Here is a 14,154-nt window from a genome sequence, read left to right as displayed (position 1 = left end):
TAATTTAAGGGGGATGTAGATGAAGGATTTGGGGCATGGTGCTAATGTAGACGAAATGGCAAAATTGTATGGGAAAGACCCAAAAGAAATAATAGATTTTAGTTCAAATATAAATCCAAAGGTTTTGCCAAATTTAGAAAAATATATTTTAAGAGGGTTAGATGAATGTAGGAATTATCCAGATATAAATTATACAAACTTGAGAAAAAATATCTCAAAATATATAAATATAAATCCAAACTTTATAATACCTGGAAATGGAGCAACAGAGATAATTTATTTGCTTATGAAGAGTATTAAAAAAAGATTGGCTATAATAAACCCCACTTTTTCAGAGTATAGAAGAAGTGCCAAATTAAATAATATAGATATTATAGATTTAGAATTAGATTCAAATAATAATTTTAAACTTGATATAGATACAGTAAAAAATAAAATTGAAAAATTTGATAGTTTATTTATATGTAATCCTAATAATCCTAGTGGGAATGTTCAAGATTTAAAGGAACTTGTTTGTTTACTAAATGAAAACAATAAGATGCTAATAATTGATGAAACTTTTATGGAATTTGTTGAAAATGAAAATGAATATAGTTTAGTTAAATATATAGAGTCAAATAAAAATATATTTATAATTAAGGCTGTGACTAAATTTTTTGGAATGCCTGGTTTAAGATTAGGATATGGTCTTACAAGTAATAGCAAGATTATGGATAAAATTTATGAGTATAAAGAACCCTGGACTATAAATTCTTTTGCTGATATGCTATCCAATTTTATTTTTGAAGATAAAGATTATATTAGAAATAGTAAAGAGTTCTACATAAAAGAAAGAAAATACATGTTACAAGAGTTAAAAGATATAAGAAACATAAAAGTTTATGATACAGATGCTAATTTTATCCTAATAAAACTTTATAAGAAGATAGCTGATGAGTTAAAAAAAGATTTGTTTAAGCGTGGAAATATATTGGTTAGAGATGCGTCTAACTTTATAGGATTGGATGACAGTTTTATAAGGATAGCTATAAAATCTCATGAAGATAATAAAATTCTTATAGAAAATATAAAAAATTTATTAGGAGATTAAAATGAAATCTTATGGAATATGCCCAGCATCATGTGGAGAGTTTGTTCAAGGGATAATAGATGATGAAGAATATCTATGTTCATATGCTATAAATATGTATTCTAAGGTATGTATTGAAGAGAAATTAAAAGATATAAATTTAGGTGGATATAAATCAAGAATAGCTATAGAAAAGGTATTTGAAAAATTTAATTTGCCTAAAAAAGATACCAAAAACATTTCTTTAAATATAAACAGTAAAATACCTGTTGGAAAAGGAATGGCAAGTTCGACAGCTGATATAGGAGCTACTATAAAAGCAACATTATCGTTGATAGATAAAGATTTAAACAGTGAAGAAATATCGAAATTGGCAGCAGAAATAGAACCAACAGACTCTATATTTATAAATAAAAATAGTATATTTAATCCTCTAAATGGCACTGTTATAAAATACTTAGGAAATATAACTAATGCAAAAGTTATAATTCTTGAACCTAATAAAGTATTAGATACGATGAAAATTAGAATGAGGAAAGATTATAGTAAGTTAAAAATCGAAAATAAGGAAACTATAAAAAAGTCATTTGCTCTTTTAGAAGAAGGTCTGAAGAAAGATGATTTATCCTTAGTTGGAGAGGCTTGTACATTAAGTAGTTTAGCAAATGAAAATATAGAAAAAAAAGAATACTTAAATGAAATAATAAAAATATCCAAGCTATATGGAGCCTATGGAGTAAATATTGCCCATAGTGGTACAGTAATAGGTATTTTAATTGATAAGCTTATGAATGATAAGAAATTAATAGATGTATTATATGAGTCTAATATAAATTCTGTTTATAATAAAATCTATACCTTGGATATAATAGATGGTGGAATTAAGGGGGAAGTAGAATGGAATACATAAAGAATCCTATGAAAATAGAAGAGAGAAGTTTTGAATTAATACAAGGAATAATAGATGAAATCAGACCAGATTATAAATTTAAAGATGAGATTGAAGAAAAAATAATAAAAAGAGCTATACATACTACTGCTGATTTTGATTACTTGGATATATTAAAAATATCAGAAAAGGCAGTTGATAGTATAATAAATGCACTAAAAAATAATGCAAGTATTTATACAGATACAAATATGGCTCTTAGTGGAATAAATAAAAAGAAGCTGGAAGCATTGGGATGCAAATATAAATGTTTGGTAGCAGATGATGAAACTGCAAAAGTGGCTAAAGAAAAAGGTATTACCCGTTCCATGGCAGCTGTAGAAATTGCAGCAAAAGAAGAAGGAAGAAAGATATTTGTACTTGGGAATGCACCAACAGCTTTATATAAAGTCATGGAAATGAAATCAGAAGGAAAATTGGATGTAGATGCAGTTATAGGAGTTCCAGTAGGTTTTGTAGGAGCACAAGAGTCAAAAGATGAAGTTGAAAAGACAGATATACCATATATAATTTCTAAAGGTAGAAAAGGTGGTAGTAATTTAGCAGCAGCAATAGTAAATGCTATCTTATATGCCATGTAGGTATCTATATGGAAGAATATGTATATATAGATGGGAAAAAGTATCGTAGAGGATATACTACAGGTTCTTGTGCTACAGGTGCATCTAAGGCTGCTGTATATATGATGATTACAAAAAATAAAATTGATACTATAAACATAGATACTCCTAAGGGAATACCGCTATCATTAAATGTTGATAATGTAAACATTTCTGATGACTTTGTAGAATGTTCTGTAAAAAAAGATGGTGGAGATGATATAGATGCAACACATACTATGGATATCTATGCAAGAGCTGAAATTATATCTAAAACTGATGATAGCAATAATTATCTTACCTTAGAAAATATTGATAACATAAATATTAGTGAAGAGTGTCAAAGTGAACTCTATAAATTTATTAGGGTCTATGGTGGAACTGGTATTGGAGTAGTAACTAAAAAAGGATTAAGTGTAGGTGTTGGTAAACCTGCTATAAATCCAACTCCAATAAGGATGATAAATCAAGAAATAATAAAGCTTATAGAAAGTGATTATGAATCTATGTTTGGGTATGATAAAGTTTTAAAAATAACAATCTTTGCTCCACAAGGAGAAGAAATCGCAAAAAAAACATTTAATCCAAGGTTAGGAATAGTTGGAGGAATATCTATAATAGGTACAACTGGGATAGTTGAGCCTATGAGCGATGAGGGATGGAAAAAATCTTTATCTATAGAGCTCCAAATGAAAAAAGAACAAGGTTTAGACAAAATAATATTAGTTCCAGGAAATCATGGAGAACAATTTATAAGAGAGAAACTGAACTTAGATATTAAGTATGTAGTAAGAACCAGTAATTTTATAGGTTATATGATTAAAGAGGCTCAAAGAATAGGATATAAAAAAATATTGATGGCTGGGCATATAGGTAAATTTATAAAAGTATCAGCTGGAATTTTTAATACTCATAGTAAAGTAGCTGATGCTAGAAGTGAGATATTAGTGGCAAATCTAGCTTTAATGGGAGCTACACATGAATTTTTACATAAAATAAATCAGTGTTTAACGGCTGAAGAAGCTGTAGAGTTAATAAATAATAGCGAATATAAACAGGTTTATAATATATTGAGTAATAAATGTAGAGATAGAGTAAAGCAGTATTTAAATGAAGATGTAGATGATATTGATGTAGAAGTAATAATTTTTTCAATGGATAAGTCTTTGTTAGGAAAATCAGATAATACAGATGCTTTAGTGGAGGTTTTTATATGATAAATATAATAGGTTTAGGGCCTGGTAACTTAGACTATATAACAAAAAAAGGTGAAAATTTAATTTCTACTTCAGATGTATTAATTGGTGGCAGAAGGAATTTAGAATCTGTAAAAAACTTTGAAGGAGAAAAAATAATATTAGATTCTAATTTAAGAGAAATTGTAGAGTATATAAATAACAATAGTGAAAAGCAAATATCAATAATAGCTTCAGGTGACCCATTGATATATGGTATAGGTAAATATTTATCTAAAAATATTGATAATAAGATGTTAAATATGGTTTCTGGAATTAGTTCTTTACAATATATATTTTCAAGGATATATGTTGATATGAATGATTTATATATTACCAGTAGTCATGGTAAAATACCAGATTTCGATTATATACTATCACATAAAAAAGTATGTATGGTTACAGATTCTAAGATAGGGCCAAAGCAAATAAGTAAAGAAATAATAGATAGAAATTTAAATAAAATTATTGTTGTAGGTGAGAATTTATCATACAACAATGAAAAAATAACAATAGCAAAGCCAGAAGAAATAATAAGAATGGACAATTTCGGAATGAATGTTGTGGTGATTTTAGATGAAGAATAGTGAATTTATAACAGGTAAGGTTCCAATTACTAAAGAAGAAGTTAGAGCAATATCAATAAGCAAACTAAATTTAGTAAATGCTAAGAATTTCATAGATATAGGTGCTGGTACAGGAAGTGTAAGCATTGAAGCTGCATATAACTATCCCAATTTAAATGTTATATCTATAGAGAAAAATGATGATGCTGTAGAGCTTATAGAAAAAAATATAAAAAAGTTCAATTTAAAAAATATAGAAGTAATAAAAGGCTATGCACCGATAAACATAAACTTAAATACTAAAGTTGATTCTATTTTTCTTGGGGGTACTGGAAATAACTTAGAAGAAATAATAGCATGGTCTAAAAAAACTTTAATTACAAGAGGAAGACTTGTAGCTAATTTTATAATCATAGAAACATTTAACCAAACTCTAAAGTTACTTAGAAAATATGGGTTTAAAGAAATAGATGTATGTGTTTTAAATGTTTCTAAACTAGAGAAACTGGGAAAAGGTGAATATTTTAAACCACTAAATCCTATATATATAATATCTTGTGAAAAAGGGGAAAATGATGATGAATAAAGTACATTTTGTAGGAGCAGGACCTGGAGACAAAGAACTAATAACTTTGAAAGGGTATAAACTATTAAGTAATGCAGATGTAGTAATATATGCAGGGTCACTTGTCAATCCTGAGCTTTTAGAATATTGTAAAGAAGATTGTCAAATACATAATAGTGCACATATGGATTTACAAGAAATAATAGATGTTATGAGAGATGGTATAGAAAATAACAAGTCTGTTGTGAGATTACAAACAGGAGATTTTTCTATATATGGTTCAATTAGAGAACAAGTGGAAGATTTAAATAAATTGAATATAGACTATGATTGTACACCAGGAGTGAGTTCTTTTTTAGGAGCAGCTTCATCTCTAGGAGTGGAATATACAGTTCCTGAAATTTCTCAAAGTGTCATTATAACGAGAATGGAAGGAAGGACTCCAGTTCCTGAAAAGGAATCAATACAATCTTATGCTAAGCATCAGACATCTATGGTAATATTTTTATCTGTTCAAGAGATTGAGAAGGTTGTATCTAAATTATTAGAAGGCGGTTATCCAAAGGACACACCTATAGCAGTTATATATAAAGCTACGTGGGCGGATGAAAAAATAGTTAAAGGAACTTTAAATGATATAGCTGTAAAAGTTAAAGAAAATAACATAAATAAAACGGCTTTAATAATGGTAGGTAGATTTTTAGGAGAAGAATATAATAATTCAAAGTTATATGATAAGGATTTTAAACATGAGTATAGAGGGTAATATCGCTATAATTTGTATTACTGAAAACGGAAAAAATTTAGCTAGAAAGATAGAATCTTTAGTAGACAATTGTATTGTATATCAAATAAAAAATAAAAAAGGTACTTTATCTATTAGTCAGGAAGATTCTGTGCAAATAATACAAAAAAAACTAAGTGATTTTGTAGGAGAGGTATTTAATAAATTTGAGTACATAATATTTATAATGGCGACAGGGATAGTTGTACGGAGTATAGCACCATATATAAGAAGTAAGTTTAGTGACCCTGCAATTCTAGTGATAGACGAGAAAGGACAAAATGTAATAAGTTTATTGAGTGGACATGTTGGAGGAGCAAATAGTTTAACACATTATATAAGTAGTCTTATCAATGCGAATCCAGTAATAACAACAGCTACTGATGTAAACCAAAAAGCTTCTTTAGATATGATAGCAAAAAAATTAAATGCTTATATTGATAATTTTAGAGAAAATGTAAAAGAAGTAAATTCTATGTTAGTAAATGGCAAATGTGTTGGTTTGTATGTTGAGGAAGGCTATCAAGTTGACACTAGAGGATTTAAGCTTATAAAAAGTAGTAAAGAATTAAAAGATAGTTGTTTAAATAAAGATATAGAAAGAATAGTTATAGTAAGCAACAAGATAAATTTTACTAAAGATATTGAAAGTTTAGAGATAGATAATTTAGAGATGGATAATAACTTTACGCATAATTATTACAGAGAAAAAATAATAAAAGTGATTCCAAAAGATATAGTTATAGGGATTGGGTGTAGAAAATACACAGATAGTAAGTTGATGTTTGATTCTTTACTAGAATTTTTTGAGGAACAAAATATAGATATTAAAGCTGTGAAAATAATTGGAAGTATAGAACTAAAAAAAGATGAAAATGCAATCATTGATTTAGCAAAAAAACTAAAAGTGCCATTTAAGACATTTTCAAGGGATGAAATATCCAAGGTTGATGATATGTTTGATAAATCTGATTTTGTGAAAAAAAATGTAGGTGTATATTCAGTAGCAGAACCTGTAGCATATCTTTTAAGTAAAGGGAACTTAATAGTTGAAAAACATAAATATAAAGGAATAACTTTTTCAGTAGGGAGAATAAAAATATGATATATGTTGTAGGAATTGGACCAGGCAGTAAAGATACAATGACTTTGGAGGCGATAAAAGCAATAGAGGACTCTGAGGCTATTGTTGGATATAAGACTTATATAAATTTAATAGAAGAATTTATAAGTGATAAAGAAGTAATTCAAAATGGTATGAGACAAGAAGTTGATAGATGTAAACAAGCAGTAGAGGAAGCAAAAAAAGGGAAAAAAGTAGCAGTTATAAGTAGTGGAGATGCTGGTATATACGGAATGGCAGGACTTATTTTAGAATTAATATCTAAGGAAAGTGAAGATATAAAAGTTAAAGTAATTCCAGGTGTTACTGCTAGTATTGGTGCAGCGGCTATACTTGGAGCACCTATTATGCATGATTTCTGCCATATAAGTTTAAGTGATTTAATGACTCCATGGGAAGTAATTGAAAAAAGATTAAAGTTAGCTGCAGAAGCTGATTTTGTAATATGTCTATATAATCCAAGAAGTAAGGGAAGAAGTGAACATCTAAGTAAAGCATTTAAAATAATGGGAGAGTTTAAAGATGGAAATACACCTGTTGGAGTCGTCAAAGATGTAGGTAGAGAAAAAGAAACTAAGTTTATATGTACTTTTGAGAATATGGATTTTGAAAAAGTTGATATGACTACTATGGTTATAATCGGAAATAAATCTACTTATATTGATGGTGAACTGATGATAACTCCAAGAGGTTATACAGTATGATTTTGATTTTAGGAGGAACTTCAGATAGTTTAGCCATATGTGATAGAATAAATGAATTGGGAAATCATCCCTATGTACTTTCAGTAACTACAGAATATGGAAAAGAACTTGCACAAAAACATGCAAATAATATAGTTTTAGGTAAGCTTGGAAAAGAAGAGATGCTAAGGTTTATAAAGGATAATCATATAGTTAGAATAATAGATGCTACTCATCCTTATGCAGTTGAAGTATCTAAAAATGCTATTACTTGTGCAAAGTTATCAAACATAGAATATACAAGATTTGAAAGAAAATCCTTAATAGAAGAAATAAATTATGACAATAAGTTTATAGTAAATACAATTGAAGAAGCTTGTAAAATTGCAAATAAAATAGGAAAAAATATATTTATAGGAACAGGAAGTAAAAACTTAAACAGATTTGTAGAAGAAATAAGTAATAAAAATTTAGTGGTTAGAGTTCTTCCAACAAGTGAAGTTATCTTAAGTTGTGAAAAATTAGGTTTAAATGCAGACAATATAATAGCAATGAAGGGTCCGTTTAGCCAGTGTATAAACGAAGAAACATATAAACATTATGATGTAGATTTAGTTATAACAAAAGAAAGTGGGGTAGCAGGAGGTTTTTTAGAAAAAGTAAATGCATGTAAAAATCTCAATATACCAGTAGTAATTATTAAACGAGAATCGATTAACTATGAAAATGTAATTAATGACATAAATAAAATTAAAGACGTAATTGTGTGATTTTTAGGAGGAGAAGATATGAAGAAAGCCTTATTAGTAGTAAGTTTTGGGACAAGCTATCATGAAACAAGAGAAAAGACAATAGATGCATGTGAAAATAAAATAAAAAATTCATTAAAAAATTATGATTTTTTTAGAGCTTATACATCAAACATGATAATAAACAAAATAAAGAAAAGAGATGGCATAGAAATAGACAACCCTATACAAGCTTTAGATAAAATATATGAGCAAGGGTATGAAGAAGTAATAATTCAAACGCTTCATATTATATGTGGAGAAGAATTTAATAAGCTAAAAGAACAAGTAGAAAGCTATTCTTCTAAATTTAAAAAACTTGTATTAGGTAGACCTTTACTTACTCACATAGAGGACTATCAAGAATCAGTAGAGGCAATTAAACATCAAATTCCTCATATGGAAAGTGATGAAGCAGTAGTATTTATGGGACATGGAACAGTTCATGAGTCTCATTCAGCATACCCAGCCTTAGAATATATGCTTAGAGATAATGGAGTAAATGCTTATGTTGGTACAGTTGAAGGTTATCCAGAAATAGAACATGTAATGAGAAGATTAAAAGAAGGAAATATAAAAACTATAAATTTAATGCCATTTATGCTAGTTGCAGGTGACCATGCTATAAATGATATGGCAGGAGATGAAGAGGATTCTTGGAAGACAATACTTGAAGATAATGGATTTAATGTGAAAATTCATTTAAAAGGGCTAGGAGAAAATCCTTATATACAAGATAAATTTGTTCGTCATGCTCTTAAATGTGCAGAAACTGCTAAGTTTTATGGTATAGGAACAGGACCAGGAGATAGCTCTTTACTTACAATAAAAGCAGTTAATACTCTAAAAGAACTAGATATTTTATACACTCCAGAGTCAAAAAGGGGTGGAGAAAGTTTGGCATTATCAATAGTTAATGAATATTTACCAGAATCATTAGAGATAAAATCTAGACATTTCCCAATGAGTTTTGACGGAAATGAAAAAGAACTAGCTTGGGACAATGTAGCAGAGGAAATTATCTTAGATGTTAATAATGGAAAAAATGTAGGATTTGTAACACTGGGTGACCCTATGCTTTATAGTACATATGTGTATATAATGAACAGAATAGTAGATGAGATAGAAGTAGAAACTATACCAGGAATTTCTTCATTTTCGAATATAGCATCTAATCAAAATTTTCCATTGGTTATGGATAGAGAAGCATTAGTAGTAGTTCCTTGTACTATGGAAGATGATAAGATAGAGAATGCTCTACAAAATTATAATTCCATAGTGTTAATGAAAGTGTATAAGAATTTTAAAGAAATAATAAAAAAATTAGAAAAATATAATCTGATAGAACATGCTATTTTAGTTAGTAATTCGTCTCAAGATAGTGAAACTGTATTTAAGGATTTAAGAGAAGCACACCTTGAAGATAAGATATCTTATTTTTCTACAATACTAGTAAATAAAGATAACAAAATAAAATAGACGAATGTAATACTTAAAGGAGATTTAATATGAATATTGTGGTTGGAACTAGGGGTAGTAATCTAGCACTTATACAAACTGAATGGGTAATAAATGAGCTAAAAAAGAAATATCCTCATATTAATTTTGAAATCAAAATTATAAAAACAAAAGGAGATATAATTCAAAATGTTTCCTTAGATAAGATAGGCGATAAAGGATTATTTGTAAAAGAAATAGAGCAACAATTATTGGATGGACAGATAGATATAGCCGTACATAGTATGAAAGATATGCCATCTTATTTAGCAGATGGACTAAAATTTGCTCATACACCTAAAAGAGAAGACCCAAGAGATGTGTTAATACTTAGAGATGAATATAAAAGCTTAGATGATTTACCTCATGGAGCAGTAATCGGAACAGGGAGTAAAAGAAGAAAGTTTCAATTATTAAAGCAAAGACCTGATTTAAACATAGTTCAAGTTAGAGGGAATGTAGAGACTAGAATACGAAAAATCAAAGATGAAAATCTACATGGAATAGTATTAGCTGCATCAGGAATAATAAGAGCTAATTTACAAGATAAAATAAGTTCTTATTTACCTGTTGATGTTGTTATTCCAGCACCTGCTCAAGGGGCTTTAGCTATAGAGATAAGAAGTAATGATAGTGATGTTGAGGAAATAGTGAACTCGCTAAAAGATAATGATACAGAAATCCAAATATTAGCTGAAAGAGGATTTTTAGATGGTGTGAATGGAAGTTGTCATATCCCAATGGCGGCTTATTGTGAAATAAATCAAGATAAAATACATCTTACTGGTTTATATGGTGATTCAGATGGAAATAAAATAGTAATTAAGTCCATAGAAGGAGATATTTCTTCTCCTAGAGAGTTAGGTTTAAAGTTAGCTAAACTTGTATTGAAGGAGTATGAAAATTATGAAGGGTAAGGTTTACTTAGTAGGTGCAGGACCAGGTGATTATAAACTCATGACTATAAAAGGTTTAGAGTGTATAAGAAAATCAGATGTAATAGTATATGATAGATTAGCAAATAGTAGTTACTTAAGAGAAGCTAAACCAGATTGTGAATTTATATATGTAGGAAAGGCATCAAGCAATCATATTTTACCACAAGAGGATATAAATAGAGTTATATCAGAAAAAGCTAAAGAAGGAAAACTTGTGACTCGTTTGAAAGGTGGAGACCCTTATGTATTTGGTAGAGGTGGAGAGGAAGCAGAGACTCTAGTGGATGAAGGTATAGAGTTTGAAGTAGTTCCAGGGATAACTTCTGCAATAGGAGGCTTATGCTATGCGGGTATTCCTATAACACACAGAGACCATGCTTCATCATTTCATGTAATAACAGGTCATTTGAAAGGTGATGATAGTGGAGAATTAAATTGGAATGCTCTTGCAAACAATAAAGGTACTCTTGTGTTTTTGATGGGGATTTCTAACTTGAAGAAAATAAGTGAAAACTTGATGAAAGAGGGAAAAAGCAAAGATACACCAGTTGCTCTTATAAGTTGGGCAACTAGGTATAATCAAAGGGTTGTTACATCTACACTTGAAAATGTATATGAAGTTGCTATCAAAGAAGAAGTAAAACCACCAACTCTTATAGTAGTTGGAAGTGTTGTAGGACTTAGAGAAAAACTGAATTTCTTTGAAGGTAAACCTTTATTTGGAAAAAGTATAGCTGTAACTAGGTCTAGAAATCAAAATAGTGTATTAGTTGAAAAGATAATGGATTTAGGTGGGAATCCAATAGAGATACCTACTATTAAGATAGAAAAAATACAAGATAATACTAAATTGGAAAATGAAATAAAAAATATAAGTGAATATAAATATCTAGTTCTAACCAGTAAAAATGCAGTAGAAATATTTTTTGAGAAGATTTATGAAATGAATTTTGATTCAAGAATATTGTCTAATCTAAAGATATGTGCTATAGGCTCAGCTACATCAAGTGAATTGAAAAAAAGAGGAATTATAGCAGATATAGTACCAAAAAAATTTGTAGCAGAATCATTATATGAAGAGCTAGCACCAATTTTAAATGACAATGATAAGATACTCATACCTAGAGCAGAAAATGCTAGAGACTATTTAGTTGATAAACTTAAAGATATTTGTGAAGTAACAGAAATACATACATATAGAACAGTGATAGATGAAGATAAAAGAAATGAGATATTAGATATTTTAAATTCTAATGAGATAGATTATATAACATTTACAAGTTCATCAACAGTAAATAATCTTATTGAGATTATAGGAAAAGAAAATATTAAAATCTTAGATAAAATAAAAGTATTGTCTATAGGGCCTATAACTACAGAGACAATAAATAATTTAGGAATAAATTTATATAAAGAGGCTACAACATCTACAATAAATGGATTAGTAGATTTAATTATAGAAAATTAATTTTGGAGGATTGAGATGTTAAGAAGACCAAGAAGACTAAGAGCAAGTAAAGCAATAAGAAATTTGGTGAGAGAAACTAAAGTAAATGTGGAAGATTTAATATACCCTCTATTTGTAGTAGAAGGTGAGAATGTAAAAGAAGAAATTAAATCTTTACCAGATGTTTATCACTTATCAATAGACATGTTGGAAGAAGAAATAAAAGAAATAAGAGATTTGGGAATTGAACATATAATGTTATTTGGTGTACCAGATGAAAAAGACGAATGTGCATCACAAGCGTTTAATGAGAATGGAATAGTACAAAAAGCGATTAGAAAGATAAAGGAAATAGATTCAAATATAAATGTAATAACAGATGTCTGTATGTGTCAGTACACAAGTCATGGGCATTGTGGAATTTTAACAGATACTGGTTATGTTGATAATGATAAATCATTAGAATATTTAGCTAAGATATCTGTAAGTCATGCTAAAGCAGGAGCAGATATGGTTGCTCCATCTGACATGATGGATGGAAGAATACAAGCAATAAGAGAAGCTTTAGATGAAAATGGTCTGGAAAATATCGGTATAATGGCTTACAGTGTTAAATACGCTTCAAATTTTTATGGGCCTTTTAGAGAAGCAGCTCATTCAGCACCATCATTTGGAGATAGAAAGACATACCAGATGGACCCTGCAAATAGCAATGAAGCTATGATAGAAACGGAACTTGATATATTAGAAGGTGCAGATATACTTATGGTTAAACCTGCATTATCATATTTAGATGTCATAAGAAGAGTTAAAGATAATTTTGATTTGCCTTTAGCTGCTTATAATGTAAGTGGAGAATACTCTATGCTTAAGTTAGCTGTTAAAGAAGGATTATTAAATGAAGATGTAATTCTTGAAGCAATCACATCTATAAAGAGAGCAGGAGCAGATATAATAATAACTTACTTTGCTAAAGATATTGCTAAATTATTAAGAAAATAAGCTATTAAAATATAAAGTATTATGAAAAGTATAGAAATTGTAATTTGTTATTTTAAACTATTTTATCTACAAGTCTAGTACTCTATAGTCCTAGTAAATGAAAATATGAGTGACCTTACAATTTCTATATTTGTTTATGTATTTAATAAAAATTTTGGAGGGTAAAAATGCTATATCCTATTAACTTAAAATTAGATGACTTAGATGTAGTCATAATAGGAGGAGGAGAGGTTGCATATAGAAAATGCAAAAACTTTCTAGATTTTAATAAGAGTGTTACTGTAGTTTCTAAACATATTTTAAATAAGTTTTATGATTTAGAAGGGAACATAAATATAATAAAAGACAATTATAAAGAAGAATATATAGAAAGTAGTTCTGTGATAATTGCTGCTACAGATAATAGGGCGTTGAATTTAGAAATAGGATTATATTGCAGAGAAAATAAAAAACTAGTAAATGTTGTTGATAATGTAAAAATATCAAATTTCACCATTCCATCCTATGTAAAAAGAGGTGATTTACTTATAAGTGTATCCACAGGGGGAAAAAGTCCATCTTTGTCTTCAAAAATAAAAAAGGAGCTTGAAGAAAAATATACTGAGGATTATGAGGAATATTTGAATGTGTTAGGTGAGATTAGAAAAGAAGTTATAAAAAAATATCAAGATAAGAATAAAAGAAAAAGTATACTTAATATGTTGATAGCACTTGATTTAGATGAATTAAAAAAGTTTAATGTATAAAGTTTTTTGAAAAAAATATTAAAAAGCTGTTGACGAATTATTTTTAAGGTGATATAGTATTACTTGTCCTTAAGAAAAGGGCAAACATGAAAAATGAACTTTGAAAATTAAACAGTAGGTTAATTTATAAAACAAGAAACAAACCATAAAGCCAGATATTTTG

Annotated in this window: 15 protein-coding genes; all 15 read left to right on the top strand. The window is 28.5% G+C overall.

Translation table 11 applies throughout. The annotated features are described in order from the left end of the window. Positions 1 to 19: 19 nt before the first annotated feature. The 15 genes from KGF36_RS13555 to KGF36_RS13485 all read left to right on the top strand — a co-directional run bounded on the left by KGF36_RS13555 (position 20) and on the right by KGF36_RS13485 (position 13,991). On the top strand, positions 20 to 1,090 hold the full coding sequence (locus tag KGF36_RS13555; RefSeq protein ID WP_227829057.1) for an aminotransferase class I/II-fold pyridoxal phosphate-dependent enzyme: 1,071 nt from the start codon (positions 20 to 22) through the stop codon (positions 1,088 to 1,090). A 1-nt stretch (position 1,091) separates the two neighbouring features. Then, positions 1,092 to 1,979: a cobalamin biosynthesis protein gene (locus KGF36_RS13550; RefSeq protein ID WP_227829056.1), complete on the top strand. Its 888-nt coding sequence runs from the start codon at positions 1,092 to 1,094 to the stop codon at positions 1,977 to 1,979. After that, positions 1,967 to 2,599, top strand: coding sequence for a cobalt-precorrin-8 methylmutase (locus tag KGF36_RS13545; protein ID WP_227829055.1), 633 nt, complete (start codon positions 1,967 to 1,969; stop codon positions 2,597 to 2,599). Before KGF36_RS13550 ends, KGF36_RS13545 begins: the two co-directional genes overlap by 13 nt. Positions 2,600 to 2,607: 8 nt before the next feature. Beyond that, on the top strand, positions 2,608 to 3,834 hold the full coding sequence (cbiD, locus tag KGF36_RS13540; RefSeq protein ID WP_227829054.1) for a cobalt-precorrin-5B (C(1))-methyltransferase CbiD: 1,227 nt from the start codon (positions 2,608 to 2,610) through the stop codon (positions 3,832 to 3,834). Continuing rightward, positions 3,831 to 4,439, top strand: a complete 609-nt coding sequence (locus tag KGF36_RS13535; RefSeq protein ID WP_227829053.1) for a cobalt-precorrin-7 (C(5))-methyltransferase — start codon at positions 3,831 to 3,833, stop codon at positions 4,437 to 4,439. The genes cbiD and KGF36_RS13535 overlap by 4 nt, the downstream gene beginning before the upstream one ends. After that, complete coding sequence (locus tag KGF36_RS13530; RefSeq protein WP_227829052.1) at positions 4,429 to 5,004, top strand: decarboxylating cobalt-precorrin-6B (C(15))-methyltransferase; 576 nt, start codon at positions 4,429 to 4,431, stop codon at positions 5,002 to 5,004. The genes KGF36_RS13535 and KGF36_RS13530 overlap by 11 nt, the downstream gene beginning before the upstream one ends. Beyond that, positions 4,997 to 5,749: a cobalt-precorrin-4 methyltransferase gene (locus KGF36_RS13525; RefSeq protein ID WP_227436149.1), complete on the top strand. Its 753-nt coding sequence runs from the start codon at positions 4,997 to 4,999 to the stop codon at positions 5,747 to 5,749. The genes KGF36_RS13530 and KGF36_RS13525 overlap by 8 nt, the downstream gene beginning before the upstream one ends. Continuing rightward, on the top strand, positions 5,733 to 6,872 hold the full coding sequence (cbiG, locus tag KGF36_RS13520) for a cobalt-precorrin 5A hydrolase (protein WP_227854798.1): 1,140 nt from the start codon (positions 5,733 to 5,735) through the stop codon (positions 6,870 to 6,872). Before KGF36_RS13525 ends, cbiG begins: the two co-directional genes overlap by 17 nt. Continuing rightward, positions 6,869 to 7,594 (top strand): precorrin-3B C(17)-methyltransferase, encoded by a 726-nt coding sequence (cobJ, locus tag KGF36_RS13515; RefSeq protein ID WP_227829050.1) that lies wholly within the window; start codon positions 6,869 to 6,871, stop codon positions 7,592 to 7,594. The genes cbiG and cobJ overlap by 4 nt, the downstream gene beginning before the upstream one ends. Beyond that, a complete protein-coding gene (gene cobK / locus KGF36_RS13510; RefSeq protein ID WP_227829049.1) occupies positions 7,591 to 8,343 on the top strand; it encodes a precorrin-6A reductase in 753 nt (250 codons plus the stop codon). The genes cobJ and cobK overlap by 4 nt, the downstream gene beginning before the upstream one ends. 18 nt (positions 8,344 to 8,361) lie before the next feature. Next, positions 8,362 to 9,840 carry a cobalt-factor II C(20)-methyltransferase gene (locus KGF36_RS13505; protein ID WP_227829048.1) on the top strand — a complete coding sequence of 493 codons (1,479 nt, stop codon included), beginning with the start codon at positions 8,362 to 8,364 and terminating at the stop codon, positions 9,838 to 9,840. A 29-nt stretch (positions 9,841 to 9,869) separates the two neighbouring features. After that, complete coding sequence (gene hemC, locus KGF36_RS13500) at positions 9,870 to 10,775, top strand: hydroxymethylbilane synthase (protein ID WP_227829047.1); 906 nt, start codon at positions 9,870 to 9,872, stop codon at positions 10,773 to 10,775. After that, positions 10,765 to 12,264: a uroporphyrinogen-III C-methyltransferase gene (gene cobA, locus KGF36_RS13495; RefSeq protein WP_227829046.1), complete on the top strand. Its 1,500-nt coding sequence runs from the start codon at positions 10,765 to 10,767 to the stop codon at positions 12,262 to 12,264. Before hemC ends, cobA begins: the two co-directional genes overlap by 11 nt. A gap of 15 nt (positions 12,265 to 12,279) precedes the next feature. Next, the gene (gene hemB / locus KGF36_RS13490; protein WP_227829045.1) at positions 12,280 to 13,245 is read left to right on the top strand and encodes a porphobilinogen synthase; all 966 of its coding nucleotides are present in this window, start codon (positions 12,280 to 12,282) and stop codon (positions 13,243 to 13,245) included. A gap of 167 nt (positions 13,246 to 13,412) precedes the next feature. Then, a complete protein-coding gene (locus KGF36_RS13485) occupies positions 13,413 to 13,991 on the top strand; it encodes a bifunctional precorrin-2 dehydrogenase/sirohydrochlorin ferrochelatase (protein WP_227829044.1) in 579 nt (192 codons plus the stop codon). Positions 13,992 to 14,154 lie beyond the last annotated feature (163 nt).

This window comes from Clostridioides sp. ZZV14-6009 (assembly GCF_020658095.1).
Classification (GTDB): domain Bacteria; phylum Bacillota; class Clostridia; order Peptostreptococcales; family Peptostreptococcaceae; genus Clostridioides.
The sequence above is the reverse complement of the archived record's forward strand: the minus strand, read 5'-3'. Positions and strand labels throughout refer to the sequence as shown.